The organism is Rhizobium sp. IBUN, assembly GCF_000510625.1.
Classification (GTDB): Bacteria; Pseudomonadota; Alphaproteobacteria; order Rhizobiales; family Rhizobiaceae; genus Rhizobium; species Rhizobium altiplani.
The window spans coordinates 26,061-51,263 of the sequence record NZ_AZNV01000039.1 but is presented as its reverse complement, the minus strand read 5'-3'; the positions used below and the strand labels follow the sequence as shown (position 1 = coordinate 51,263).

Genomic DNA, 25,203 nt, shown 5'->3' with positions numbered 1-25,203 from the left:
GACGGAAAGGTCTTGGAATTGGTGAAGGACAGATAGATCGTCCAGAGGATGAAGCCGTAGACGAACACAAGCGTGATGGCGAAACTCGGCGCGAGCACGATCTTCGGCAGCGCGTCCTGCAGGCGCGAGCGGATGGAAATGGGCGTTCCACGGTGCGGCGTGAGAACGGTTTTATCGGTAGCGATGGTGCTCATGGGGTCATCTCCTCCAACGAGATCGTCCGTGGCGGAATCTTCCCCGCCGACACCGGCGGGGAAGACCGTGGGAGGCCTTGATTACTTGGCGTCGTCGATGGCCTTGACGAGCTCTTCGACCGCCTGGTCGGAGGTCTTGATCTGGCCATGCACGAACTTCGAGACGACGTCCTTGTAGGCATTGGCAACCGCCGGAGGCGCGCCATAGCCCTGGGCCAGCGAGCCGTACAGCGTGCCGCCTTCATTGGCCTTCTTCAGGTCGGCGATACCCTTCTTGCCGCAGGCGTCGAAATCGGTATCCGGAACGTCGGTACGGGCCGGAACCGAGCCCTTGACGACGTTGAACGCCGACTGGAAGCTCTTCGACAGCGTTGCCTTGGCAAGCGCCACCTGTGCTGCCTTGCGGTCGTCAGGCACGTTGAACATGCCGAACATGTCGGAGTTGTAGATCACGCTGCCGTCGGTGCCCGGGAAGCGGTAGCACAGGAAGTCGGTGTTCGGTGTCTTCTTGGCGGCGACGAACTCGCCCTTGGCCCAGTCACCCATCACCTGCACGAGCGCATCGCCCTTGATGACCATGGCGGTCGCAAGGTTCCAGTCGCGTCCGGAGAAGTTCGGGTCGACGTACTGGACGATCTTCTGCAGGTTGTCGAACGACTTCTTCATCGTGTCCGACTTCAGCGACTCCTCGTCGAGGTCGTTCATCGCCTTCTTGTAGAACTCGGGGCCGCCCGTCGACAGCACGATCGAGTCGAACATCGTCGCTTCCTGCCAGTTCTGGCCGCCGAGCGCCAGCGGCGTCACGCCGGCAGCCTTCGCCTTGTCGAGCAGCGCGATCAGGTCGTCGAAGGTCTTCGGCTCGGTGCCGCCGATCTTGTCCATCACACCCTTGTTGATCCACAGCCAGTTGACCGAGTGGACGTTGACGGGGGCTGCGACCCACTTGCCGTCATAGACGGAGAACTTCTGCAGCGCCGCCGGAACCGCCTTGTCCCAGCCCTCGGCCTTCGCCGTCTCCGTCAGGTCCCCCATGACGCCGGCCTGGGCGTAGTCGAGAACGGTGTAGCCGAGCATCTGCGAGGCCGTCGGATACGTGCCGGCCGCAACCATCGCCTTCAGCGCCGTCATCGCCGCATCACCGCCACCGCCGGCAACCGGCACGTCCTTCCAGGCAAACCCCTCCTTCGACAGATCCTCCTTCAACACGTTCAAGGCCGCTGCCTCGCCGCCGGACGTCCACCAGTGCAGCATCTGCACTTCCTTCACATCCGCAGCCTTGGCAGCACCCAAGCCCGCAACACTCATCGTCACCAACGCTGTCGTCATCAAAAACTTGCGCATCGTTTCCTCCCGGTTTGCAAGTTCACAAAAGCGGAAAATCCGCGGCCAAAAAGCCCCTGCGCTCCCCGCGCGAAAGACTCTACTTATACGGCGCGAACGCCGCATGGGTTAATTTAAAACGTTATAAACATAAGCAAGTCAAGTGTAGCGACGCGCCTTTCTTTGTCGGAGGCAGTATCATTTACTGCCTGTTTTTACTCGTCTTTCAGACGCAGCCCTATTGCTTGGAAACCGGAAGCCGATTATTTAAAACGTTTCCATAATAGCATTGCTTTCGGCGCCGATATCGCGCTAGTGTCCGGCCAATCGACGCTTTGGAGGAAAGTCGAGCGTGTCTCGCATTACAATGCCGCCCACGACCGGAGTGACCCGCAGGAGCGGCAAGCCGACGTTGCGCACCATCGCGGACATCGCGGGCCTTGCTGTGACGACGATATCGCGAGCCCTCTCGGACGACCCGGTCATCAACCACGAGACCCGCAAGCGCGTCCGGGAGATCGCGCTGCAGGTCGGTTACTCCCCAGATCGAGCGGCCCAGCGCCTGAAGACCGGCCGCACGAACGTCATCGCCATCCTTCTTGAATCGCATGAGGAGATCCTCGGCTACGGCACCTCGATCATGTCCGGCATCGCCGCTGCTTTGCAGGGCACCACCTACCATCTGATCGTCATGCCTAACCTGCCGCACACGACCAATATCGAGGCAGTCAACTACATCATGCGCAATCACATGGCCGACGGCCTGGTGATGTCGCGCACCGAACCGTTCGACCCGCGCGTGCGGCTGCTAATGGAGCACAATTTTCCGTTCGTCACCCATGGCCGCACCGAACTTTCCACGCCGCATCCTTATGTCGACTACGACAATTTCACGTTCGCCTATGAGGCAACCAAGCGGCTGATCGCCAAAGGGCGTCGTAAGCCCGCTTTGATCGGCGGTCCGATGCAGTTCAGCTTCGGCAGCCATATCCTGCACGGCTTCATGACCGCGGTGCGCGAAGCCGGCTGTGCCTACGAGATTATCTCCGAGATCGACCTCGATCATCCGGCGGGCGCAATTCGCGACCGTATCGCCCGACGGCATCGCGAAGCCGATCCACCCGACGCCTTCATGTGCGGCGGCGAAGTGTGCGCGCTCGCCACGATCACCGGCATGAGCGATTGCGGCCTCACCCTTGGCGTCGAATACGACATCGTCGCCAAGCAGACCTCGCAGTTACTTTCCGCCATCCAGCCGAAGGTGGAAACGATTTATGAGGACCTTACGGCCACCGGCGAACATATCGGCCGCATCCTGAGGAAACGGATCAGCGGCGAGACGGATATGGACCAGTTGCAGATGCTGCTAACGCCGCAGCCGCCTTTCTCCGGCGGTGCCGGAAAATAGATGACATCTGCTACTCGATCTCAACTGGCTACGCGGTAGACCTTAGCCTCGTAACTTCGCCGGTTACTGCAAGCGGACACCCTATTGAAGCTCGGATTTCTGCTCGAAATCGACAATGACGCCGTGTCGCAATGCCTCTTCTTGAGCTGCACGAAGAGCCTGCTGGATGAAATAGACGACGAGGTCATAGTCCGGGCTCTCCTGCGAGGCGATTTCCCACGCGATGTTCAGAGTGAATATCAGTTGTGGGGCGATCGTATCGGTCACGGCGGCGTATCCCGGAAGCACGGAGATACTAGGGTGCGCCCGCACCCAGGGCAACATCAACGGTTGAGCGTGCCGTAGGAGAATGTCACCAGCGACCTAGTGGGATTTACTATGGCCTTCACAAGGACGCCCAACGATTCAAGAGACGCGCACGTGCTGGGCGGCTTGAGAAAGAGTGGCGACCCCTGCAGGAATCGAACCTGCGACAACCTGCTTAGAAGGCAGGTGCTCTATCCAGCTGAGCTAAGGGGCCGCATGACCGAATTCGCACCCGGTCAAATCTGCGGATGAACGCGGATCAATGCGTCCAGGGTTGCGTCCGCGTATAGCGGAAATTGTCAGGATAAGCCACGATCTGGCGCTGCGGATCCTTCGGGGCAATAACCCGGTACTCGATGCCGTTACGCTTCGCGTAAGCCTCAGCGAGTTCCTGCGTTTCGAAGGTCAGCTTCAGCTGCTGGCGCATATCCGAGGAAGACGTATAGCCCATGATCGGATCGATGGTGCGCGGCGTCTCCTGATCAAACTCAAGAACCCAAATATGTGTCTTTGCCTTGCCGGACTGCATCGCGGTCTTGGCTGGACGGTAGATCTTGGCAGACATTGCTGCAGGGCCTCCGATTTAGCGGCTTTCGCACTTGAAACTTCATTCTGCCCCACAAGGCAGCTACTCTTGACGCAAACCATCGCACGAAGAGATGAATTTTGCTTAGCGGCGAATCCCTTTCTTTTCAAGAAAAAAGCCGTACCAGTCGCAGCGCTGTTCAACCGTTTCCAACAGGCGCCTTCCTCCCGCGATCATCGATTGTCATGCTCATATCGATCGCATCACACCGCAAGCTTGAGGAAGAGAATACTCACACCAAGGTTGGGGATAGGCGATTTAGATATTGCGGGCACGGGGCGAACCGTGTATTGGCCTCCCTCGTCGGCACGGAGTGTAGCGCAGTCTGGTAGCGCATCTGGTTTGGGACCAGAGGGTCGGGAGTTCGAATCTCTCCACTCCGACCACTACCCTTCCCCTCCACATCAAGACTTGTCGGACTTTCGCAGGACATCCTCCGATCGACGCTTCCGAAAACTTCGATGCCGTACTGGGGCCTCCGCGTTGTCCCAGGAATCATAAGTCTAAGATTTCCAGTTCTGAATGGCCGGTTCGGCGAGGCACTTCACCTAGTCCTGATCGGCATTGTCAGAATTTGAGCGATCCGGATCACCGCCACGGAGAGCCTGCACGCTGGCTGCGGCAATAAGACCCGTAAGGACAATCCCGCATAGGCCGATCACCAGAGCCAGCACCCGCGCGATTGTCTGCTTTGGTACGAGGTCGCCGTAGCCGATCGTCAATCCCGTAACAAAGGTGAAGTACAGGGTGTCGCCGAGCTGCCATCCTTCAATCCATCCGACAAGTGCGCCTGACCCGACGATGACAACGAGAACACCGGAGAAGATCGGCCACAATATTCGAAGTTGCTGGAAGAGAGAGGCGAAGAACCGCCTTCTCATCCTCCTCGATTTAAACTTGCTCTCTGTGCCTCGCGTCATCGGCGCCGCTTTCCTTGCGCTTCCAAGGTGCCTGATTGAGTTTGCTTTGGCGTCGCTGCAGAGCTATCGCGCGGCGCGCCTAGAAGTAAGCCTTTCGATCACGTCGGTCCAGCTGGAGGCAAGACAAACAAGGTGAAGGCGAAGATCGCGTAGAGGGCAAGTGCCATCACTCCTGCGTACCAGGCGCCTCGACCACCGTTCGACAGAAGCGTAGCGGCCACGGTGGCGACGATCATCATTGTAACTGCCCCGGGCCAGAACTGCAGCGTCATTGGTTCCGGTCCGATGACGTAGCTGACAATGACCAGCAGCGGGGCAACGAAAAGCGCGATCTGGGCGGCGCTGCCGAGCGCGATCCCAACGCTGAGATCAAGGCGATCCGCCCGAGCTGCCGAAAACGCGGTGGTCATCTCCGCGGCCGCACCAACAAGGGCGACCACGATGAAGCCGACGAACGCCGGTGTCATTCCCAGATGTTCAGCCGCAACCTGAACCGACCCGACGAAAATTTCACTGACCAATGCGACCAGCACGGTTACGCCGACGAGAATGGCGATGCTGAGGCCAAGCGGCCAGGTAGCCTGCTCTTCGTCCGCGTGACCGGCACTGGCGAAAAGCTCCTTATGTGTTCGCAAGGAGAACAACATGCCCAAGGCGTAGACGGCGATGAGGATGACCGACAACCCGAGGCTTACGTTCTGAGAGATGGCGAGCTGTGGCGGCTGATCGACTTCACTGATGATCGACGGCACCAGAACGGCAATGGTTGCCAGGAAAAGCAGGCAGGCCTGGAAGCGAGCATTGACGCGATTGAACTCCTGCAGGTGATGCTTCAACCCGCCGAGTAGAAATGCGCCGCCCAGCATGAACAGGGTGTTTGTAACGATTGCGCCGGCCAGCGATGCCTTGACCAGTAGATATTGTCCCGTCCGCAGGGCCGAAAGCGATATCACCAGCTCGGTCAGATTTCCGAGCGTAGCATTTAGCAGGCCGCCGACCGCGTCGCCCGTTCTCGCCGCAACCGCCTCGGTTGCACGGCTAAGGAGCGTCGCCAGAGGAACGATTGCAAGGACCGATGTGAAAAAGAGCAGCGTATGACTGTCCGGAACCAGGTGCTCCAGAACGATGACGATCGGCACCAGCACGAGCAGCCAGAGAACGGGCGTGTGTCGCAGTTCTTGAAGAACACTTCTTCCGATGCCAGCAGATGGAGAAGATCGTCCGTCGGAGCTGCTCATGTCGTTTCTCCCATCATAAGATAGTCTCGTTTGCAGGCGATGCATTCTCAGTAGGAGTACTCATCCGAGAGGATCGCGATCGGCAGCCGAATCGAGCGTCTGCAAAGACCGCCAGCAAAGCAGGCGTTGCCCAACAGCGTTAGTCTCGGGGCGTTCATCCGAGCCTCCACACTCCCAGAGGGCGGCCCATCAACTGCTGGCGCGCGGCATCGTTTCGACGCCGCGGCCTCTTTCCGATCAGGACTTAATCTTGAAGACACCGAGGTTGATAAGTTGAACACGTCTGTTGTTCGACCCTTTCACGTCAGTGCCTTCGATCGGTAAGTGTTCCCCGACACCGACCGCGTAAAGGCGCGCCGGATCGACGGCAAACGTCGTCGATAGTGCTTCTTTGATTGCAGCAGCACGCTGTTCGCTGAGATCGAGGTTATGTTTTTCGTCCCCGGTCGCGCTGGCATGACCGACCACGAGGAACTTGTAGTCCCACAGGTTCGGATGATGCAACGCGTCGGCGATCAGCCCGAGGGTGCGATAGGAATTCGGCTGGATGGCGACAGAGTCGTTCTCGAAATCGATCTCGACCACCATCTGCGGCAGCTTCCCTATCCGCTTCCAGTTCGGAAGCGCAGACATCGGCTGGTTACCGCCGTTGATAGCCTCCTGTCGCAATATCTCGAGGTCGATCGCAGGAGCCGCCGCCCTGAGTTTACCGAGTCCCTTGACGATGCGCTCCTGGGAGACCTCCTGCGCCGACGCAAAGCCGGAAAACAATACGCCCGCGGCCAGAACGAGAATGGCTTTGGAAATAAGACGTTTCATCGGTTTACCTCCAACCCGCATCGGTGATGACCTGATTGCATTCCTTGCTGACGCGCTTTTCCTTTTTCACCAGACAAGCCAGCACGAAGCCGTCACCCTTGATGCCTGAGCAACTTTTGGACATGTCCCGCTGGCAGACCCGCTCGTAGGCGGTCTGCGCGTGTTCTCGCTGGGTTATCGATTGGAACACTGATGTCAGCGAGCCTTTGCAAGTGGGCGACACTTTTGCCGCGTTCTGCTGCAGGCAGTCGGCGATCCGTCCGCTGCCGAGGTTCAGTCCCTTGCACAGTTTCTGGATGTCCGTGCCGCAGTCGGCGGCGAGCTTCGTGACCGCATCCGCATAGCTCAGCGTCTGCGCCGGCGCATTCCCGGCAAATGTCAGCGTCGCCAACGTGAGCGCCGCCGTAAGAATTCCGCGTTTGAACATGTCGCCCTCTCCCTGCCTCGACGATCTAGGCGGTGAATGTTCTCACGAAGCGCTATGATTGGGGACGTATATTACGGTAGCGCACACTGCAGAGCACTCACTTCGGCGGCGCGGCAGTACCTGCTTCGTGCGCCCGGATCGCCTGCGCGGCAGCCACCGCGCCACCCTCCTTGTCGTCACCTCCGACTTGCACCGTCGGTTGGGCGAACGTGATCCCGTTTGCCAGGAACAACTCGCGAATCTTGGCGTAGGCCTTGCGGCGTATGTAGGTCTGCATGCCGGGAACCGTGGTCATGGCGAAGCTCAATACGATTCCGTAGTCGGCGAACTCCTCGACACCCTTCATCTTCAAGGGCTCGATAAAGAGCGGCCCGAGTTCCGGGTCATCCTTCAGCTCCGCTCCGACCTTTTTGGTCAGCTTGCGTGCCTTGTCGATATCGGTGTTGAAGCCGACCGTGATCCTGAACTTGTCGATCACCCAGTCGCGGCTCATGTTCTGGACGGCTCCGAGTTCGCCGAATGGCACGGTGAAGACCGGACCGCGATGATGACGAAGGCGTACCGATCGCAGGCTGAAGCCCTCCACGGTTCCTTTGTAATCCTTGGCCTGGATGTATTCCCCAACCCGGAAGGCATCATCCAGCATGTAGAACACACCGCTGATGACGTCCTTGACGAGGGTCTGAGAACCGAAACCGATGGCAACGCCGAAGATGCCGGCTCCCGCGATCAATGGCCCGATCTGTACGCCCATCTGGGCCAGCACGACCAACGCCGCCATGACCGCGACAACAACAGCCAATGCATTGCGAAAGATCGGAAGAAGCGTGCGGAACCGTGCCCGTTTGGCGGCATCAGCGGGCGCAAGGGATGTTGCGTCGGTCGCCACCCGCAACGTTCTGTCGATCCAGCCTCTGGCCAGTTGCCAAAGAAAATCAGCAACCACGAGGATCAAAACACTCTTCAGGCCCCCGTAGAAAAGGGCAGCGACAACAGGATCGCGCTGACCCAATGTGTCCGGATTGAGACGCCAAACAAGTGCCAGCCACCCGACGGCGAGGAAGATCACCGCCGCGCGTGCGCCACGGACGATCAAGACACCACGAAGGCTACCGGGATCGCTTACGAAAGACCCTGCCACGCGGCCAACGGCGTTGAGCATCGCCGGTAGTACGAGGACATAGACGCCGATCCAGAAAAGGCCTCTCATGTCGAGGCACCAGATGATCCACAGCGCGACGAGGAAGGCAATCACAGCCGCTTTCCACGGCCGAGATCGCTGCGACGTAGCCCACACCATCTCGATCGCGACAAATAGCCCAACGACCGACAAGCAGTAGCTGATTGCATCCCTAACCAGCGGCGGAACGCCCAAAGGTTCTCCGATTGCCGCCGTGGCAACGGCAAAGCAGACAAGCCCGAATAGGATCATCAACCGTGTGCGCAAGAACGGCGTGATATCGGCGGCGGACAAAAATGCGACCGCCAGCCGAAACGCGACGAATGCCGTGAGATAGGCAAGCAAGGTGATACGGGCGAGAGGCGGCCACTCCACGGCAAAGAACACGATCGCCATTGCCCCCGCGAAGATTCCGACTGGGGCCAGTCGGCCAAGGAGCGTTTCGCGGGGCTTGGCTAGCCTGCGGTACAGCCCCTCGACGAGGAGACCGAGAGCGACCAGTCCGCCGAATATGACGAATACGGGCGCATAGCCTCGGCTTACGGCGTCACGCCGTGTTCTGGCAGCGGCGGCCGCCACTTCCGCTGGTATCGCCGGTATGGCCGTGATGATTTCGTGAACGCGCGTCCGCGCCGCAGACTCCCAGCTAACCAAATCGGAGGCGCCTGCGGATGAAGCGGGGCTCTGAGGTGCACCGACCTCCTTGCGACTGTTCAGCCAGGCCTGCACCTCCGGGTCCTGAAGAAGGCGCACGAGTTCGTCGATCTTCTGCTGTGGTGCGGCCGCGGGAGCTTGCGCCACGGCATTGAATGCGAAGAGAAGTCCGGCGATGAGAGACAGAATCCATTTCATGCTGGTTTTCCCCCTATGGCGTCAGCGTCTGCGGCTTCGGGTCGCCGCCAAGCGTATCGTCGGCCGGCCGTGGCTTTCTTCTCTCAGCAAGCGGCTGCTCGATGATTGTCGCCGGAACCGCGACGGCTGTAGCCGCAACCGTACCGATGTTCGTCACCGTGCCGCCGACCACGGCTGTAATGCCTTGGCCGAGCGCGACATTCGAATCCGTAAGTGTCTCGCCCGTCATGAGTCGCTGGCCGATAAGTTGGACGATTTCCGGACTTTCGGCAAACTTGACTGGTAGGCGGTGATTTCGGCTCGCGACGGCCATGTGAACAGGACGGGCGTCGCCTCCATCTTGCTATCGTGCACGATCTGCGCCAGCCGGAAGACGGAATCCTCGTAGGTGTTGTTGAAGCCGTGAATGAACACTAGCGCATGTCCGGCGTTCACATGCTGCGCGAACCATTCGCGCCCTTGCGCGATGGTGTCTATCTGCTGAGCATTCGTCACAGCGAAATCGGTTGCCGGGTCAGGTGGGAGACGCTTCGGCCACCGTACCGTGCCCGGCTCGCGCTTCGGTGGAATCGAGACTGTGATTTTCGTCAGGTGCGGCTTGGAACTGCGCTCCCCATTGAATAGCGTCGCCGGGTCCCCAGACGGCTCGCGTGTGGTCGCAACCAGCATCGCAACCTTGGACGTTGGTGGAGCGGAAACCGACAGCGGAACCGGCGTCATGACACCGTCCGGATGTCCGCAACTCGTCAGAAAAAAGAGAGGAAGAGGGATACTGCGTTTCACCATGCCTGCATTCCAGCTATTGCCCAGGGGGATGGGCCATCTCAAGCCTGGAGGCTAGCAGGTGGCGTGCGGCGAGGCCTGTAGCATCGCGTAGTATCTGTCGAGACGGACGCCGCCGTGGTACGAAATTGCCACGCCAGCGAGAGGATGACGGCAACGGCTAGTTGGTCACTGCCGGCTGAACCTGATCGACCGCGGCACCGGCAGCGCGCAGCCCGGCGAGGACGCGCTCTTGGTCTTGCGGACGCGCCAAGCGCATCGAAATCTCGCGCTTTACCACCGGCATCAGCGCAGGGGCCTTCGTGTCAAGCCAATCGAGTTCCCTTTTCGCCTGCTCGATCTTTCCGGACGCGCCAAGGATGGACGCCAGAACCATGCGGTGCATCGGATTGTAGTTTAGATCAGACATTCGCGACCACAGTTCTGCTGCCTGAAGGTCGCCTCTCATGAAGGCGCACAACGCCATCCCGACCTCGTAGTAACCTTGCGGACCTGCGTTCCTGCTGACTGCCTTGGAAACGAGATCGCAGCCCGTATCCCACTTGCCCGCCATGGAGAGACGTAAGCCGTATTCGCCGGCCACCTCGGTGTCGTTGGGATTCAACTGATAGGCCGCGGCACCCGCCTCGAGGGCGGCGTCAACGTCATTGCGAAAGAAGCTGGTCAGCATCAGCGCCTGCAGGACGCGCGGGTTCTGCGGATCAATTACAGCCGACTTTTTCGCCAGCTCCGATGCCGTCTCCAATATCTTTGGCGACGGTTTGGTTCCAAGCTTGTAGGGGAAGCGTACCTGATCGAGGTAAGTCAGCGACAAGAAAGCAAGAGACGTGGCGTCGCTCGGAAACTTCTCGGTCACGGACCTGAGACATTCCTGTGCTGTCTGAAGCGCTTCCGCCGTCATGCTTCTGCGATAGTTGTAATAGGACAGGCTGCAATCATATGCGTCCCATCCACCCGCCCCATCCGGGGCTATGTCGGTCTGAAATACCACGCCAAAGGGTTGGGCGACGGCGGTCGCGATCTCCTCTGCGAGAGCGGTCTCGACTTCAAACACGCTCTGTATTCGAAGATCGGAATCGTAGTGGTTGGCCCAGATGACGGCGCCGTCGGAACGACGCACCAGGCGCGCCGTGGATCGAACACGATCGCCATCTTGTCGAACACTTCCCTGGAGGGCGTATCGAGCATTCTGGAGGCCGCTCACAGCGTCCTGATCATTACCGGACGCATCGACGACCAGAATGTCCTTGAACTTCACGAGCTTCGACATGATTTCATCGGTCACGCCGCCCGAAATTCCCGAAAATCTGCTGCCACCCGCAATATCCTCGAAGCGATCCACGGCTATCGTCGGTCGGCTGTTGATGGAAGCGACCTCCTTGGAGGCCGGCTTTAAGCTAAGGAAAATGGCCCCTGCAGCAATCGCGGCCGCCATTGCCGCGCCAGCTATCAGCCAGCGTTTTCCAGCGGATCTGGAAGCCGCCGGTGCCGCCGCAACCTCACTTGATGAAGGCTCGACAGAGACGGGAGAAGGCGGTGCCATCGCCTCGTCCGCTGTATCGCCACGGCAATGCGACGAAGCTTGGAATATGGGAACATATCGGCCCTTGGGAATCGTGATGACAACCGGCTCGCTGCCACCAGCCATCAAATAATAGCGCTCCAGCTCCCGCCGGATGCGCCCAGCCTCGATCCGCACCGCGGGATCGCCCTGAGCATCGAAATTCTGCCTTCCGAAAACGACCTCCGCGATCGTGTAGGCCTTGAGGTAGTGGGATCGACCGGCGAGCGTCTCCGTCACGACATACACCAGGAACCGCCGGGCTCGCTCAGGGAGGTGAACACTCTCGCTTCCGAGGATGCGCTCCAGCTGGTCTTGCACTTCCTCGGCAGATGGCGCTACAGGGGCCACGTCGCCTGACCTTGCACTTGCCATCGAATTCCCCTCGATGCTGACTAAGCACAACCCAATGCGTATGTTGCTAGCAGATAAACATGACCTATACGTTGTGGCAATACCGGGTTCACAATCGTTCGGGCAACTTTTGCCCTTGGCGAGTGAGGACCACATGCGTTGGCTCCGGGTGGGCTCAATCGCAGCCAACATCAAATATGTCGCGGTTGGTACCGAGGTATTCTACCGTATTCTACGCCGCTCATCCGGAGAACCGTGATATCCCAGCGACCAATACGCAATCACTGCTGTCGTTTGTGCACCAGGAGGGGACGGTGGCGCGAATGGGCAAGTCATTCAATCGTCTAGGCGAGGCTGCAAGATGCGGTCTGGCGCGCATGTTGTTAAGGTTACCGGCATCCCAGCGCGAGGCTGTGCGGTTAGCCGCCAATGGACGACCGTTGCTTGATGAAATGCTGGGTGCCTATGAGGAGGCATGCCTCGCACTCGAACGGTTCCGCAAGGAGGCCAGCGCCGAGCTCACCCTGGTCGATGAATATGAAGAACTTTGTGTGGAGTTGGAGGGCGACGTCATGCGCGAGGTGTTCGGCGCACGTCGCTAAACCGCCCTTCTCACGCCGGGCCTGTCGAGGAACAAGACACCCGCTGCATTCCCGCTTTTCGGGAGAAATTCGGCGCTGCCTCAAGCAGCCCCGTGTCACCGCGTGGCGCGAACGCCTACTTTTTCTTGGTCGTCGTGGCGCTCATCACCTTGTCGCCAGGCTTGATGCCGAGCTTGGCCGTTACACCGGCATTGAGTTCGATCACGTACTTCACCTCCGTCATCGAATCGATGATGTCCTCGGAGTACGGCACCGCGTTCTGCTTGATGTTGCGGATCGTGCCCGTCGAGTCGACGAACAGCATGTCGAGCGGCAGGATGGTGTTCTCCATCCACATCTGCACCCGCCGCGAAACGCCGAAATCGAAGATCATGCCGGCGTCTTCCGCCATGTCCTTACGATACATCAGCCCGCGCTGGCGTTGCTCGTTGGTGTCGGCTATCTCAACGATGAAATTCAGCCGCTTGCCGGACGCCGTCTGGATAATCAGCGGTTCCTTGTCGAAGGTTATTGGCTGTTGGGAAAGGGCCGGCACGGCGAGAATGAAAAAAAGCGCCGCGATGGCGCTTCTGATCCAGTGAGCTGCAGACATACGCATCAGTGCGCGCGGCTCACCGGGCTCGGCACATCGGGATGGATCTCAGCGGCCATCAGCCCCTTGTCGCCATCGCCGTAACGGACGAGCACCACCTGCCCCGGACGCAATTCCGTGAGACCGAACCGACGCAGCGTTTCCATGTGGACGAAAATATCCTCCGTCCCCTCGCCCCGCGTCAGGAAGCCGAAGCCCTTCGTGCGATTGAACCACTTCACCAGCGCACGCTCGAGCCCGCTCGTCGCCGTCACCTGCACATGCGTGCGGACCGGCGGCAGCATCGAAGGGTGTACAGCCGTCGACTGGTCCATGGAAAGGATTTTGAACGCCTGGTAACCGCGTTCGCGCCGTTGGATGAGCGCAACGATCCGCGTACCCTCGAGAATTGTCTGGTAGCCGTCGCGACGCAGGCAGGTCACATGAAGAAGAACATCCTGCATACCGTTGTCGGGAACGATGAAACCGAAGCCCTTGGCCACGTCAAACCACTTGACGACGCCAGTGATTTCAATGAGATCGACCGCTTCCCCCGCGAGTTGATCGAGGTCGCTGAATTCCTTTGACGAAATTCTGTCAGCCATATCGCCAGTCCCTCAATACGCGTCACACTGTTACGGTTAACTGATTCTTCACATCAAGATTAACATGTTGGTAACGGATTAGCGCAAGTCCTACTTTTCGATTATTCGCAGTTCCCAATCATACCCCGCTATCTTGCCCGAAGCTGGTGTTCCGCCACATAAGATTCCGACAGAATCCAAGACCCCGCATTAGAGAGGAAATAGAATGCGTTATCTCCACACCATGGTTCGCGTGAAAGATCTGGACGCCTCCCTGCATTTTTACACCAAGCTTTTCGGACTCGAGGAAATTAGGCGCACGGAGAACGAGAAGGGCCGCTTCACGCTCGTTTTCCTTGCAGCGCCCGGCGACAAAACCGAGGCCAGTGCCAAGGGCGCGCCCTGCCTGGAACTGACCTACAATTGGGATACCGAGGACTACACGGGCGGCCGCAATTTCGGTCACCTCGCCTATGAGGTCGACGATATCTATGCCACCTGCCAGAAGCTGATGGACAACGGCATCACCATCAATCGTCCGCCGCGCGACGGTCACATGGCCTTCGTGCGCTCCCCGGACGGGATCTCGATCGAGATTCTGCAGAAGGGCGGCAGCCTCCCGACAGCCGAGCCTTGGGCTTCGATGGGCAATACCGGCGCCTGGTAAGTCGAGGCTTTTGCGAGGCTTGCGGCTTTGGCGATTTCGGACCTGCGTGTCCGCATCGCGCTTGCCGCAGGCCAGTGGCGCGGGCACTGTACAGCCGACTCGAGGCGAACGATGCGTTTTGGCGCAGCACTCGCCGTCCTCTGGAGAATGCTCGCGTGCTCGCTGTTGAAAAGCGGATACCTTTCGGACCTGCCCTTCTCATCGCCACGTCAGCGCTGGTGCTCAGCGGCTGCGTGTCAAACAAGAAGGCCGCCGACGCTGCCGCTGTCGTTTCCCCAGTCGAATCGACTGCAGCCGTTCAACAGGCCACCGCCTCGCCCACCGCCCAACCCAGCTATCGCGACCCTATGGTGGCGAATGTATCGGGTCAGCAGCCGGCACAGGTTCCAGCGGCGCAGTCGATGGCAGTAGGATCGACCGCTTCGGCTCCCGCCAATATCGGCGGTCTCGCAATGCAATCAACTGGGATCAACGCGCAGGCGATGAGCATCTTCTCGGCACACACGCTGCCGCAGAACAACCCGACATCGACCCAGGTGCAGCCCGTCACGGGCAACGCCTACACGCCGGCTGGTGTCAGCCCCATACGCTCGAGCGTCTACAGCAGCCAGCTTCCTGTCGATCAGCCCCAGCAAACGCAGCAGACTCAACCCCTGTTGCCGCAGCAGTCCTCACAGAACACGGCCATACGCGGCGAGCCGGTTCAGAGTGCCTCGCTCTCGACCGGAGCACTGGCAGGCCAGACGATGAATGCGCTCTATAGCGCGCCGAGGCAAAACCTGCTCGGCAGTCTCTCCGGGCTACTGCAAAAAGCCTCACTGCCCGGCATGACGCGAATTGCGCCCAACGGCCTGCATCTTCAAAACGACAAGGTAGAGGTCGGCTGCTTCAAGCCGAACTTGTTGAATGTGATCAGGGCGGTCGAAACGCACTTCGGCAAGCCGCTCGTCGTCACGTCGGGATATCGCGACCCGGACCATAACCGCATGGTCGGCGGCGCCGAAGAATCCATGCACAAGACATGCGACGCGGCCGATATTCAGATCGACGGCGTGTCGAAATGGGATATCGCAAGCTATATCCGCTCGCTGCCTGATCGCGGCGGTGTCGGTACCTACTGCCACACGAACTCCGTCCATCTCGATACCGGAAAAAGCCGCGACTGGAACTGGGGCTGCGGTGGTGGGACGGCTGCATCGCCCCTTGCTCGCGCTCTGTGACGCTCACGCTTCGCTGCCATTAGCGTTACGTAAGCTCTTGTGAAGAATTGGGAACATCGATCCATAGCGTTTTGATTCGGCTGCAATAAACGCCATTTCGCTGCTGCAAAAGAATCCTGTCATTATTTTGAAAAAAATCCAATTTGCCGCTTGCGGGATTCAAAGTGCCTGACTATAAGGGCGCCACCACGAAGGAAGCGCCCTTCGTCTATCGGTTAGGACACCAGATTTTCATTCTGGGAAGAGGGGTTCGACTCCCCTAGGGCGTGCCAATTTTTCTAATTATCCAATAAAATCAATGACTTGAGTTTCGAGGCCACTAAGACCAAAAGTGACCTGCTTTGATGCCTGCTTTTGATGCCTCTGCTTGAATTCCAAAATCTGCGCTTGGCGCTGCTTGTAAGCCGCGCGAACAGCCCGGATTTTGTCGGCGCTGTCTTCGTTGCCGATGAGGTCCTTGAGATAGATCGTCGTCGTTGCGGGGCTCTTGTGCCCCATGGCCACCTGCACCAGCGACAGGTCGCCACCGGAGGCGTGCCATAGCTCGACCGCAAAGTTTCCCCGCAGCCCGTGGGCCCGATAACCATCCGGGATATCGGCCGCCACGCACCAGTCGAAAAACTTGTTGCCCAAGCTGTCGATGGAGAACCCGGTGCCCCACTCGTTCTTGATGATGGTGCCGCCTGGCCGACGGCTCTCCACCAGTTCCGGCAGCTGCAGGATGGTCTTTAATTCGTCCGGCGCCGGGAGCCACATTTCCTGGCCGCCCTTCTTCTGGTTAAAATTGAAGGTCCACTCTTCGACGAGATCGTTGTCGATGATGGTGTCCTCGATGCGGAGCTCGTCCTCTATTACCTGGAGAGCGAAGGCGTGTTGAAGCTCATCGAGGACAACCGGCTGCGGGTGACCAAGCCGATGGTGCGGCCAGAACAGCCGTGAACAAACCGGAACAAAAGGCTTAGTGACCTTTAGTGACCTCTGAGTATTTCCGGCAGTTTTCGTTAGTGACCTCGACCCAAAAAATCCAATAAAAACAAGAAAATTGGCACTCCCCTAGGGCGTGCCACAGTTTGTCGTTGAAATCATTTGGCTTGTGACGTGTACACGATATCCTCGTAACATTGTTGTGCGGCGCGTCAAATGCTACTGAATCTCGAATGAAATCCGGTCGGTCAACCGACGACGCGTAGCCCTCGAGCCTGTAGCGCCCTCGCCTTGACTCGCGACTCGGCAACACGCCTGCTTCCTCCAGTCGGCCTCCTCAGCATGCGCAGAACATCTGGCATCCGAGCGTCGACGCTGCCATAAATGAGCTTCATCGAGGGAGGGATGATGATGCAGAAGAACGCGCCGGACTTCAGCCTTGCGGGTAAGGTGACTTTCGTGACGGGAGCGAGCCGTGGCATCGGTCGGGCTTGCGCGCTTGCCTGTGCCGCAGCCGGCTCCGATATTGTCTTGGGGATCCGCGATGTCGCGGCGTCGGCAGGCCTGGTCGCCGAACTCGAGGGCATGGGACGAAACGTCCTCCCTGTCGAACTGGACATTCCCAATAGGGTCCATATCGCACAAGCCGTCGACGCGGCTCTTACGAAGTTCGGTCGGATCGACGTACTCGTCAACAACGTCGGCGTGGCTCCGGGCAATCTTGCAGAACTCGTTGAGGAGAAAGACCTTGACGAAATACTTGATGTCAACATCAAGGGCACGTTTCTGATGACGCAGGCGGTGGGCCGTCAGATGATCAAGCGCAACAGCGGCCGGATCATCAACATCAGCTCACAGGCCGGCACCGTGGCACTGCGCGGCGAGGCAATCTATTGCATGAGCAAGGCGGCAATCAATCACCTCACGCGCTGCCTTGCAGCCGAATGGGCACGCTATAATGTCACCGTGAATACCGTATCGCCGACGTTCATCCACACGGATGGTACGGCACCTTTTCTATCCGACGCCGACAATCGCAAAGCGACGCTCGCTCACATTCCGCTCGGCCGGATTGGTGAAACCGATGACGTGGTGGGTGCCGTCGTCTTTCTTGCGTCACCAGCTGCGAGCCTAATCACCGGCGCGAACCTGCTGGTGGACGGCGGATGGTCCGTGGCCTGATGCCGAAGTGCGCAAATCCTCTGCAGACGAGAACGACGACTTCCCCCGGGCGTGCCAGTTTCTCACTTAGCTTGGATTCGACAACGCGTTGGTATCGCTACTCATGCTGAGTATGGACCAGCCTTGCTTCGGCCTGCCCCGCCGAATAGAGTTGCCGGATGGCTAGGCAGGTCCTCTTTGTACAAGGAGCCGGCGAAGGCGTCTACGATTGCTGGGACAGCAAGCTCGTGGCGAGCCTTGAGCGCGAACTCGGCGAAAACTATACCGTCCGCTATCCCCGAATGCCCAATGAGGACGATCCAAGCTACGCAGCGTGGGAGCCTGCGTTAACGAGAGAACTCGCTTCGCTGGACGACGGGGCAATTCTCGTCGCTCACTCGGTCGGCGGCACCATTTTGATCCATGTGCTTGCCAAACAGCAGCCGAAACCGAGGTTCAGAGGGCTATTCGTCATCGCTGCGCCCTTCATCGGCGAAGGCGGATGGCCGAGCGACGGCATCGGCGACTGCAAGGACGTCTCAGAGGGTCTCCCGCCCGGCCTTCCCATCTATCTCTATCATGGCGCCGCCGACGACGTGGTACCCACTGCCCATGTTCATCTCTGTGCGAAGGCGATTCCGCACGCCGTCGTCCGCACCCTCGACCGCAGGGATCACCAGCTCAACAACGATATGAGCGACGTTGCACGAGACATACTTTCAGCCGGCTAAGCTGTCAGCACGCCGAAGCGCGCGCTGGATCCCTTTTCCAGCAAGCTGAACGTCTTGCCGAACAGCCATGCCGTTCCTATTTTCTTGTCAGATGCGCCCTTCGTCTATCGGTTAGGACAACAGATTCTCATTCTGTAAAGAGGGGTTCGATTCCCCTAGGGCGTACCAACCTCTCGATTCCAGATTACCAAATGGCGCACTCGCGCGAGTTCCATTCATACACGAAATCAGAAGCCGCTGATCAGCTCGACCTTCGAGCCGTCGCTGAAGCGCGAGAGCCGGAACGCTTTCGGGTCGACGACGGGCGCCCGGCCTGTAACGATATCGGCCATCAGTCGTCCCGCTGCCGGTCCAATGCCGAAGCCGTGGCCGGAGAATCCGGTCGCGATATGAAAGCCGCGAATGGAATCGACCGCCGAGATGACGGGCACGGCGTCCGGCGTGACATCGATGTAGCCACCCCAACGCTGGGCGATTTCCGCCTTGGCGAAAACCGGAAACGCCTTCTTCAGACTGTCGAGTGCATCCAGCGTCAATCTCTTCGAGGGCACCGGATCGAGAACCCGGTGATACTCGAACGGAGTTGCGTCATCCATTGACCAGCGCCGTGGCATGCGCAGCTCGTCAAAGAAACGGCCCGCAAGCCGGAAGGAAAGCGACTTCCACTCTGACCGCAAGGCCGGCAGAAACGTAGCGGCATAGCGGAACGAGGCCGGCACGATATCGACGATGTTGTCGTGGCCGCGGGCCACTGTGTAACCACCGTCCTGCCGCTTGCGGATAGCGAAATCCTTGGCCCATATCGTTTGCGCCGGCCCGCCTTCCAACGGCTTCGTGCGCATAACACTGTTCAGCACCTTCAGTTGCGGCAGATCGATGCCGAAGCGACCGGCAAACAGGCTGGACCACGCGCCGCCGGCCAGGACCACGGCATTGCAGGCGATCGCGCCGCGTTCCGTCACGACACCGCTGACGGTCCCTGCCGAGGTCTCGATACCGCGTACAGCGCACTCCGTGAGAATGGTCGCTCCCTTGTCGCGTGCCGCTTCGGCGATCGCCGGTGCCGCCTTCTGCGGCTCCGCCCGCCCATCGGCCGGCGTGTAGAGCGCTCCCGCCATATCGACACTTGAGCCGGGAACCGTTTCACCGAATTCTTGCGCCGTTAGCATGCGGGATTCGATCTGGTAGCCGTCCAGATTGGTGCGCCAACGCTCGCGCTCCGCCACCTCCTTGTCATTGGCGCAGGTGAAGATGATGCCGGCGCGCTTGAAACCCGTATCGCGCCCGGTGCGCTTGTCGAGGCCATCCCAGATTCTCAGCGCCTCTGCCATCAGCGGCACCTCTCGCGGATCGCGCATCGAGATCCGCACCCAGCCCCAGTTCCGGCTCGATTGTTCCTTCCCAATCCCGCCTTTCTCGCAAAGCGTCACGCGCAGGCCGCGTTCGGCGAGTTCCAGCGCCGTGGAGCAACCGACAATGCCGCCGCCGATCACAACGACGTCGCACTCTTTCGGAAGCTCCTCGTCGCCATGGACGGGAACAACATAGGGACCGGGCATGAGGGATTGTCTCCTGGCAGGGACTCAAGATCGTTTGGCTTGTGTAGCCCTACAACCCCGCCCCGCTTTTAGGAACCCTGCCCGCGCTTCGTCTGCATATCTTACAGCTTCAGGATCGCTTGAAGGCAAACACATCAACTGGCTCGCCCAAACCTCGCAGAGGGAACGCGCCGAGGCTTTCCATGCCTTCCTTGCACGAAGCCATCTCGACGAAGGCCCTGGAGAAGAGCACCGGCCGCTTGATCTCTTTCGTCAGGCTTTCCAGACGCGATGCCACGTTGACCGCAGGCCCGATGACCGTGAAATCCAACCGGCGGCGCGAGCCGATGTTGCCATACATGACGTCGCCGACATGCACGCCGATACCGTAGCGCAGCACCTCGCGACCCTCGCGCGCATTCTCCTCGTTGAGCGCAGCGACCGCGGCGCCGGCCTCCTTGATCGCCGTCAGGAGGTTTCTGCAGGCCATCGGATCGGTCAGCGGGAAGATCGCCAACATCCCGTCGCCCATGAATTTTAGGATCTCGCCGCCGTGTTTCTCAATTGGCTCCGACATCGCGTCGAAATAGCCGTTCAGCAACTCGATCACGTCATCGCGCGGCCATTGATCCGAGATCGTCGTGAAATCGCGCAGATCGCAGATCAGGATCGCCGCACCGACGGTGGCCCCGCTGCCACGTGTTGTCGCCCCAGCAAGGATCTGTCCGCTGGCATGCGGCCCGACATAGGTCTCCAACAACGTGCGCGCGAGAATGTTCTTGAGACGGATCTCGGTCACCAGTGTCAAGGCGGGCAGAAGATCCTGGAGGAAAGCAATGTGCTCGTCAGAAAAACCGCCGGGCCGGTCGCTGGCGAAGGTCGCGATGTGGCGCTTTCCGAGTGTGTGCTCCATCGGCCAAGCGATATATTCCGTGAGCCCATCACGTATCAGTTCGTCATAAAATTGATGGTGGCCGTCTCCGTCTCTCATAGCCTCGAGGTTTTTGCGAACCTCGATCGCGCCGCTGAAGATCTCGTTGACCGGACTGTTGCGAAACTGCGGTGTCTTCTCGACGCCATAGCCGAACGTATCGATCTTGGCCTCGGCCAACCCGGTGCGCCACAGGATACGTGCTCCGAGCCATTGCGGATGAAGCGTCCTGAAGTGCAACGATGCGCGCGCTACCGGTACGCCTTCGTTCCGGAGCCGCTGGCACATCTGCACGAAGATGTTGTCGATGAAGCGCTCGTCACGCGTTTCCGTGACCAGCCAATCGATGATCTTTCGCCGACGCGAGGGCCACACACCCTCACTCTGATCGTTGAAAGACAAAGGCACGTCCGAAACGGATTGCATGGCTATACTCCACAAACACGGTCGCGTCCCGATTGAGGAAGGACATCATTCATCCCCTAGATGGTGCGTGACTCTGCAGATTGAAATGGTTGCGTCCATCCGAGTCTGAGTCACCCGGCTTCTAGCCGAGCATATGCCGGGTCTCCACAATCGTCGCAGCGCTCGCTGCCAGCGGCCTGTATTCCAGCCCGATCGCGCCTCGGTAGCCATGTTCGACAAGCCAATCGACCCGTCGCTTAAGGTCGACATTTCCGCTGCCGGGCTCATTCCGTCCCGGATGATCGGCTATATGGACGTGGAAAACTCGGTCGATATCATCGCCGATCACCTCGGCCGTGTCCTCTCCCATGACGGCGGAATGATAGACATCATAGACAATGCCGATCTCGGAACGCCCCGTCGCCCTTACGATCTCGAGACCTTCCACCGTTGAATGAAGGAAATAGCCGACGTGGTCGATCAGCGTGTTGAGCGGCTCGAGGCCGAGGCGAACCCCACTGCCCTCGAGAATTTCGCCGGCGGCGGTCAGGGTTTCGATCAGCGCTGCCTTCTGCTCCTCGCGGGACTTGCCGGCAAGATCATCACCTGCCTGCGCAATCAGGGTGTGCGCGCCGAGGCGTCTTGCCGTTGCGATCGAACTTTTCAGACCTTTCAGAAACGCTTCCTTATTGGTTCTGTCTGTCAGGGCAATCATCGGTTCCGCCACAAAACTCGTGAGTTCTATGCCGGTTTCCGTCAGCGCCCATTCGATGCTGCCGATATCCTTGTTCGTCCACTTCCAGAATTCGACTGCCTCCACGCCGTGCGCGTGCGCAAGGCGGATCCTGTCCGCGAAGTTGTCGGCGTCAGCTGCGAACAGCCATTCGATGCAGGCGGAAAGTCTCATGGCGGCCTCGCTGAATCGGGAACTCTTTCGCCGACAATAGTCGAGCCGCGGCAAATGGCAAAAAGCTTCCATGCTCCGTTTCTGACTTGACGCCATATTCAAGATTGCTAACGTGCGGGTGCGTATTAATCTCCCAACTCCGCCCGTCATCATTGACGGGCGTATCTTTTCCGGCTCGATCCAGAAAGTCAGGAATGGCGACAGAGGGACGATGGCTGCGGTGGGCGTATCGTTTGGCAAAGCACGCATCGTAGCGCTGGTGGCCAGCTTTCTGTTGGCACTTACCCAGATGGCCCTCTCCCAGCCGCCCGCTGCAACGTCGCATCGTGTCTGTGTCTATTCCCTCGACATGCCGACCTCTGGCGAGCGCCTATGTATCACCCGCGAAACTTACGGGCGCGATCTCTGCATCGCGATCGATCACTTCGCGCGGGAAAACGACCTGCCGCCGGAATATTTCGCCCGGTTGATCTGGCGGGAAAGCCGTTTTCAGGCAGGCGCCATCAGTCCCAAAGGCGCGCAGGGCATTGCGCAGTTCATGCCTGGCACCGCAAGGCTGCGCGGATTGAGGGATAGTTTCGATATCCTCGAATCCCTCAAGGAATCAGCGCGCTACCTCGACGAGCTGCGAATACGTTTTGGCAATCTCGGCCTCGCTGCCGCGGCCTATAATGCCGGCGAGCAGGGCCTCTCCGACTATCTCGATACGGGCCTGCTGCCCTTCGAGACACGCAGCTACGTTCTTGACATCACGGCGAATACGATCGATCAGTGGAAGAACGATCCGCCTGTCGAGGCTGCGCAGTTTCTCATTCCGGACAAATCCTTCATCGATGGTTGCATAGAGCTTGCCAGCAAGCGCCGCCTGACCGAAACCGCCTCGGTCCAACAGGGTCAGTGGGCGCCATGGGGCGCCCAGCTTGCGGCAAATAGTAACGATGCCGCAGCACTTCGCCTATTTACCGCAGTCGCACGTCAACTTCCCGCACCTCTCGCGAGCGAGGAGCCGGTCATCGTGCGCATGCGGGATCGCAGCTTTGGCTTCAGGCCGCGCTTTGCTGCTCGTATCGGCAGAGAGACTCGCGCTGAAGCTGACAAGGTTTGCATGACTGTCCGTGCCGCCGGGGCAGCCTGCACCGTCTTCCGAAACTGAAACCATTTCGGCCCCTGCTGCGGATCGGCGACGGCGAATTTTCCGGTGGAGCCATGAACTTTGGCGCGAGTTGTGCGTTCCCCCCGGAGGGAGGAAAGAGCCATGCACAGCACGCAAAACCGACAGATTAGAAATCCGGGGCCGAGGGGCCGGAGCATCGCCAACCAAGGCAGGCGGAACGGTGCCGATTCCGCCGAAGAGCGCAAATTGCACAAGCTCCTCGGGCGCCACGTCCCTGAACACGAAATTCAGGCGAATATGACCAGTAAGCCACCGAAACTTCGATAGCGGCAGCGAAAATATCAGAAGACCAGAAAATCCGGGGCCGTCTGCTGGGAGGTCAACTTAAGCGTTCCATCAGGCTGGACCACGTATTTCTCGAATGTGCGGTAACCCCATTTTCCCAGGAACGTGTTATTGATCACCGTTCCCGGCGGGTACGGCGAGCGCACGACGCGTCCATAGGTCAGGCTTCCCGGCACAGGCTCAAGCGGCGGTGCAGTCGTGTTGCAGCCGGCAAGCGCTATCGCCATGATTATTGGGGTATATCTCATCTCTCCCTCCTGAGCCGAAGCCCAAGCTGGCCGCACAAGAATGCGGCCAGATTTATTCAAGAGCGCGCCAATCGATAGCCGGCGAGACGCCGTTAGCCTTGTGGCATCAACGTCATGGACGTTCCGGTAGCGGCAACGTTGAGGCCGAGCTGTCCGGTCACGCTCAGCGTCTGCAACTGCACCGAGCCACTGGTGCCGCCGACGAGGATGTTGGCACCAACACCGGCGACAAGCGTCGCTTCGGCCGATGCGCCCTGGTAAAGGCCGCCCAGCGAACCGCGATGGTATCCCGTCGTCGGCGCAAACACCGCCCACACAATCCGGCCGCGCGTGGTGAATCCGACATCAACGCCCAGTTTGCGGATCGCACCCGCGTACCGATCCTGCGTCTCGCTGCCCGATGTCGGGCTGAAAACGCAATCGACCGATTTTGCCGAACCGAGGACATAACCGACACCGCCACCGACGTCACAGGTCAGAATCCCGATCTTGACGCCGTCACTCAGGTCGGGCTCGGGCTGCTTATAAGTGGTGACCAAATCGGCAGCACCGACGCTCGTGGCCAAGGCTTGCATCAGCGATACGGCAGCAACTGCGGTTGCAATCTTCTTCATCATTTTCTCCTTGTATTGCACGGAGATAGATAGCGCATCGCTATGATTTACCAAGGCCGCTGATGCATGGCTGCCCTTCCGATCTTGCACGCTATTTGAGCCAATTCGTGAGCATCCTTGCCAGCGCCCGGCAGCGCGCCGCCCATCTAAAACAGCTCGATCACAGCCAAACACAAGGGCTCGCCCGATCCGCGACCTCAGACCGATTTTGGTGAGACAGTTCTGCCTTGAGGACCGGGAGAAGTAGGCCCGAGAAAACCGCCGTGCATAGGTGGGACGGCCAACGCGGCAAAATCAGGCTGGGGCGTCTAGGGCGGATGACGGCAGAAACGCCAGGTCCCTGAGAAAAAGCCTCGCTTCACGCGAGGCCGATTCTCTATTCGCAAACCGTTCTATACCTGGTGATATAGTGGTGGTGGCTTCGGTGCTGGTAAGGCACCCTCCAGCATACGTCGCGGCGGGCGTAGCGCGGTCCGTCATAGTCGTAATCACGGTACCTTGGGCCGTATCGGTAGTAACGAGGCGGTGGTGAATCATCATAATACCTGTGGCCGCCGGAACCGAACTCGAAATAGACACCTTGGGCGTCGGCAGGAGCACTCACCAGTACTGCTGCGAGGCCGGCCATTGCGATGATCAACCGTTTCATGGTCAGTCTCCTTTCTCTGGAGATCAACGCGCCAGGCCTGCATA

The 25,203-nt window shown here is 59.3% G+C and carries 26 protein-coding genes, 4 tRNA genes and 2 pseudogenes; 11 read left to right on the top strand and 21 right to left on the bottom strand.

The genetic code is table 11. The features are described from left to right. A pseudogene (locus RHIBUN_RS34045) lies at positions 1–194 on the bottom strand (sugar ABC transporter permease); the annotation flags it as partial. A gap of 81 nt (positions 195–275) precedes the next feature. After that, the gene (locus RHIBUN_RS0126305; protein ID WP_018117077.1) at positions 276–1,535 is read right to left on the bottom strand and encodes an ABC transporter substrate-binding protein; all 1,260 of its coding nucleotides are present in this window, start codon (positions 1,533–1,535) and stop codon (positions 276–278) included. A gap of 346 nt (positions 1,536–1,881) precedes the next feature. Here RHIBUN_RS0126305 and RHIBUN_RS0126300 point away from each other — a divergent pair, with 346 nt between their 5' ends. After that, on the top strand, positions 1,882–2,922 hold the full coding sequence (locus RHIBUN_RS0126300; RefSeq protein ID WP_037217662.1) for a LacI family transcriptional regulator: 1,041 nt from the start codon (positions 1,882–1,884) through the stop codon (positions 2,920–2,922). Positions 2,923–3,003: 81 nt separating this feature from the next. Here RHIBUN_RS0126300 and RHIBUN_RS0126295 read toward each other — a convergent pair whose 3' ends face one another. The 3 genes from RHIBUN_RS0126295 to RHIBUN_RS0126285 form a co-directional block, all read right to left on the bottom strand. Then, on the bottom strand, positions 3,004–3,189 hold the full coding sequence (locus RHIBUN_RS0126295) for a hypothetical protein (protein ID WP_018117079.1): 186 nt from the start codon (positions 3,187–3,189) through the stop codon (positions 3,004–3,006). A 176-nt stretch (positions 3,190–3,365) separates the two neighbouring features. Further along, positions 3,366–3,442: transfer RNA gene (locus tag RHIBUN_RS0126290), tRNA-Arg, on the bottom strand. A 45-nt stretch (positions 3,443–3,487) separates the two neighbouring features. Then, positions 3,488–3,793, bottom strand: coding sequence for an ETC complex I subunit (locus RHIBUN_RS0126285; RefSeq protein WP_016554394.1), 306 nt, complete (start codon positions 3,791–3,793; stop codon positions 3,488–3,490). Between the two features lie 330 nt (positions 3,794–4,123). Between RHIBUN_RS0126285 and RHIBUN_RS0126280 the strand changes: the two genes are divergently transcribed. Next, a tRNA-Pro gene (locus RHIBUN_RS0126280) sits at positions 4,124–4,200 on the top strand. A 162-nt stretch (positions 4,201–4,362) separates the two neighbouring features. Here RHIBUN_RS0126280 and RHIBUN_RS0126275 read toward each other — a convergent pair. From RHIBUN_RS0126275 to RHIBUN_RS0126245, 7 genes and pseudogenes are all read right to left on the bottom strand, one after another. Next, entirely contained in the window at positions 4,363–4,695 is a 333-nt protein-coding gene (locus RHIBUN_RS0126275; RefSeq protein ID WP_025661853.1) for a potassium channel family protein, read from the bottom strand. A 137-nt stretch (positions 4,696–4,832) separates the two neighbouring features. Beyond that, complete coding sequence (cax, locus tag RHIBUN_RS0126270; protein WP_025661852.1) at positions 4,833–5,972, bottom strand: calcium/proton exchanger; 1,140 nt, start codon at positions 5,970–5,972, stop codon at positions 4,833–4,835. Between the two features lie 237 nt (positions 5,973–6,209). After that, positions 6,210–6,791, bottom strand: coding sequence for an OmpA family protein (locus RHIBUN_RS0126265; protein ID WP_025661851.1), 582 nt, complete (start codon positions 6,789–6,791; stop codon positions 6,210–6,212). Positions 6,792–6,795: 4 nt separating this feature from the next. Then, positions 6,796–7,218: a hypothetical protein gene (locus tag RHIBUN_RS0126260; RefSeq protein ID WP_018858619.1), complete on the bottom strand. Its 423-nt coding sequence runs from the start codon at positions 7,216–7,218 to the stop codon at positions 6,796–6,798. 97 nt (positions 7,219–7,315) lie between these two features. Then, on the bottom strand, positions 7,316–9,250 hold the full coding sequence (locus RHIBUN_RS0126255; protein WP_025661850.1) for a mechanosensitive ion channel family protein: 1,935 nt from the start codon (positions 9,248–9,250) through the stop codon (positions 7,316–7,318). Positions 9,251–9,263: 13 nt separating this feature from the next. Beyond that, a pseudogene (locus RHIBUN_RS34040) lies at positions 9,264–10,036 on the bottom strand (alpha/beta hydrolase). A 157-nt stretch (positions 10,037–10,193) separates the two neighbouring features. After that, entirely contained in the window at positions 10,194–11,843 is a 1,650-nt protein-coding gene (locus RHIBUN_RS0126245; protein ID WP_037217659.1) for a membrane protein, read from the bottom strand. A gap of 428 nt (positions 11,844–12,271) precedes the next feature. Here RHIBUN_RS0126245 and RHIBUN_RS0126240 point away from each other — a divergent pair, with 428 nt between their 5' ends. After that, positions 12,272–12,550 carry a hypothetical protein gene (locus RHIBUN_RS0126240; RefSeq protein ID WP_037217658.1) on the top strand — a complete coding sequence of 93 codons (279 nt, stop codon included), beginning with the start codon at positions 12,272–12,274 and terminating at the stop codon, positions 12,548–12,550. Positions 12,551–12,665: 115 nt separating this feature from the next. Here the strand turns inward: RHIBUN_RS0126240 and RHIBUN_RS0126235 are convergent, their stop codons facing one another. Both RHIBUN_RS0126235 and RHIBUN_RS0126230 read right to left on the bottom strand, forming a co-directional pair. Beyond that, positions 12,666–13,148, bottom strand: a complete 483-nt coding sequence (locus RHIBUN_RS0126235) for a DUF192 domain-containing protein (protein ID WP_018858624.1) — start codon at positions 13,146–13,148, stop codon at positions 12,666–12,668. Next, positions 13,148–13,726 carry a cold-shock protein gene (locus RHIBUN_RS0126230; protein WP_018117103.1) on the bottom strand — a complete coding sequence of 193 codons (579 nt, stop codon included), beginning with the start codon at positions 13,724–13,726 and terminating at the stop codon, positions 13,148–13,150. Before RHIBUN_RS0126230 ends, RHIBUN_RS0126235 begins: the two co-directional genes overlap by 1 nt. A gap of 205 nt (positions 13,727–13,931) precedes the next feature. Here RHIBUN_RS0126230 and gloA point away from each other — a divergent pair, with 205 nt between their 5' ends. From gloA to RHIBUN_RS0126215, 3 genes are all read left to right on the top strand, one after another. Then, positions 13,932–14,372, top strand: coding sequence for a lactoylglutathione lyase (gloA, locus tag RHIBUN_RS0126225; protein WP_018858625.1), 441 nt, complete (start codon positions 13,932–13,934; stop codon positions 14,370–14,372). A gap of 155 nt (positions 14,373–14,527) precedes the next feature. Then, the gene (locus RHIBUN_RS0126220) at positions 14,528–15,592 is read left to right on the top strand and encodes a D-Ala-D-Ala carboxypeptidase family metallohydrolase (RefSeq protein WP_025661847.1); all 1,065 of its coding nucleotides are present in this window, start codon (positions 14,528–14,530) and stop codon (positions 15,590–15,592) included. Between the two features lie 197 nt (positions 15,593–15,789). Further along, positions 15,790–15,864: transfer RNA gene (locus RHIBUN_RS0126215), tRNA-Glu, on the top strand. A gap of 10 nt (positions 15,865–15,874) precedes the next feature. On the opposite strand, the gene RHIBUN_RS0126210 is transcribed toward RHIBUN_RS0126215, so the two are convergent. After that, on the bottom strand, positions 15,875–16,348 hold the full coding sequence (locus RHIBUN_RS0126210; RefSeq protein ID WP_025661846.1) for a tyrosine-type recombinase/integrase: 474 nt from the start codon (positions 16,346–16,348) through the stop codon (positions 15,875–15,877). 579 nt (positions 16,349–16,927) lie between these two features. On the opposite strand from RHIBUN_RS0126210, the gene RHIBUN_RS0126205 reads away from it, so the two are divergent. The 3 genes from RHIBUN_RS0126205 to RHIBUN_RS0126195 all read left to right on the top strand — a co-directional run bounded on the left by RHIBUN_RS0126205 (position 16,928) and on the right by RHIBUN_RS0126195 (position 18,576). Further along, the gene (locus RHIBUN_RS0126205) at positions 16,928–17,698 is read left to right on the top strand and encodes a glucose 1-dehydrogenase (protein WP_025661845.1); all 771 of its coding nucleotides are present in this window, start codon (positions 16,928–16,930) and stop codon (positions 17,696–17,698) included. A 158-nt stretch (positions 17,699–17,856) separates the two neighbouring features. Then, complete coding sequence (locus RHIBUN_RS0126200) at positions 17,857–18,408, top strand: alpha/beta fold hydrolase (RefSeq protein WP_025661844.1); 552 nt, start codon at positions 17,857–17,859, stop codon at positions 18,406–18,408. Positions 18,409–18,501: 93 nt separating this feature from the next. Next, positions 18,502–18,576 (top strand) — tRNA-Glu (locus RHIBUN_RS0126195). Positions 18,577–18,635: 59 nt separating this feature from the next. On the opposite strand, the gene RHIBUN_RS0126190 is transcribed toward RHIBUN_RS0126195, so the two are convergent. The 3 genes from RHIBUN_RS0126190 to RHIBUN_RS0126180 form a co-directional block, all read right to left on the bottom strand. Further along, on the bottom strand, positions 18,636–19,967 hold the full coding sequence (locus RHIBUN_RS0126190) for an FAD-binding oxidoreductase (RefSeq protein WP_018117098.1): 1,332 nt from the start codon (positions 19,965–19,967) through the stop codon (positions 18,636–18,638). Positions 19,968–20,076: 109 nt separating this feature from the next. Further along, positions 20,077–21,303, bottom strand: a complete 1,227-nt coding sequence (locus RHIBUN_RS0126185; RefSeq protein ID WP_025661843.1) for an adenylate/guanylate cyclase domain-containing protein — start codon at positions 21,301–21,303, stop codon at positions 20,077–20,079. A gap of 121 nt (positions 21,304–21,424) precedes the next feature. After that, positions 21,425–22,189 carry a TIM barrel protein gene (locus tag RHIBUN_RS0126180; protein ID WP_025661842.1) on the bottom strand — a complete coding sequence of 255 codons (765 nt, stop codon included), beginning with the start codon at positions 22,187–22,189 and terminating at the stop codon, positions 21,425–21,427. Between the two features lie 211 nt (positions 22,190–22,400). Here RHIBUN_RS0126180 and RHIBUN_RS0126175 point away from each other — a divergent pair, with 211 nt between their 5' ends. After that, positions 22,401–23,342: a lytic transglycosylase domain-containing protein gene (locus tag RHIBUN_RS0126175; RefSeq protein WP_025661841.1), complete on the top strand. Its 942-nt coding sequence runs from the start codon at positions 22,401–22,403 to the stop codon at positions 23,340–23,342. A 102-nt stretch (positions 23,343–23,444) separates the two neighbouring features. After that, on the top strand, positions 23,445–23,630 hold the full coding sequence (locus RHIBUN_RS37550) for a hypothetical protein (protein ID WP_025661840.1): 186 nt from the start codon (positions 23,445–23,447) through the stop codon (positions 23,628–23,630). Between the two features lie 14 nt (positions 23,631–23,644). On the opposite strand, the gene RHIBUN_RS0126165 is transcribed toward RHIBUN_RS37550, so the two are convergent. The 3 genes from RHIBUN_RS0126165 to RHIBUN_RS35765 all read right to left on the bottom strand — a co-directional run bounded on the left by RHIBUN_RS0126165 (position 23,645) and on the right by RHIBUN_RS35765 (position 25,159). Continuing rightward, positions 23,645–23,896, bottom strand: coding sequence for a hypothetical protein (locus tag RHIBUN_RS0126165; protein ID WP_025661839.1), 252 nt, complete (start codon positions 23,894–23,896; stop codon positions 23,645–23,647). 92 nt (positions 23,897–23,988) lie between these two features. Further along, positions 23,989–24,513 (bottom strand): DUF992 domain-containing protein, encoded by a 525-nt coding sequence (locus RHIBUN_RS0126160; protein ID WP_025661838.1) that lies wholly within the window; start codon positions 24,511–24,513, stop codon positions 23,989–23,991. A 373-nt stretch (positions 24,514–24,886) separates the two neighbouring features. Further along, positions 24,887–25,159, bottom strand: a complete 273-nt coding sequence (locus tag RHIBUN_RS35765) for a hypothetical protein (protein WP_082728603.1) — start codon at positions 25,157–25,159, stop codon at positions 24,887–24,889. Positions 25,160–25,203: the final 44 nt, after the last annotated feature.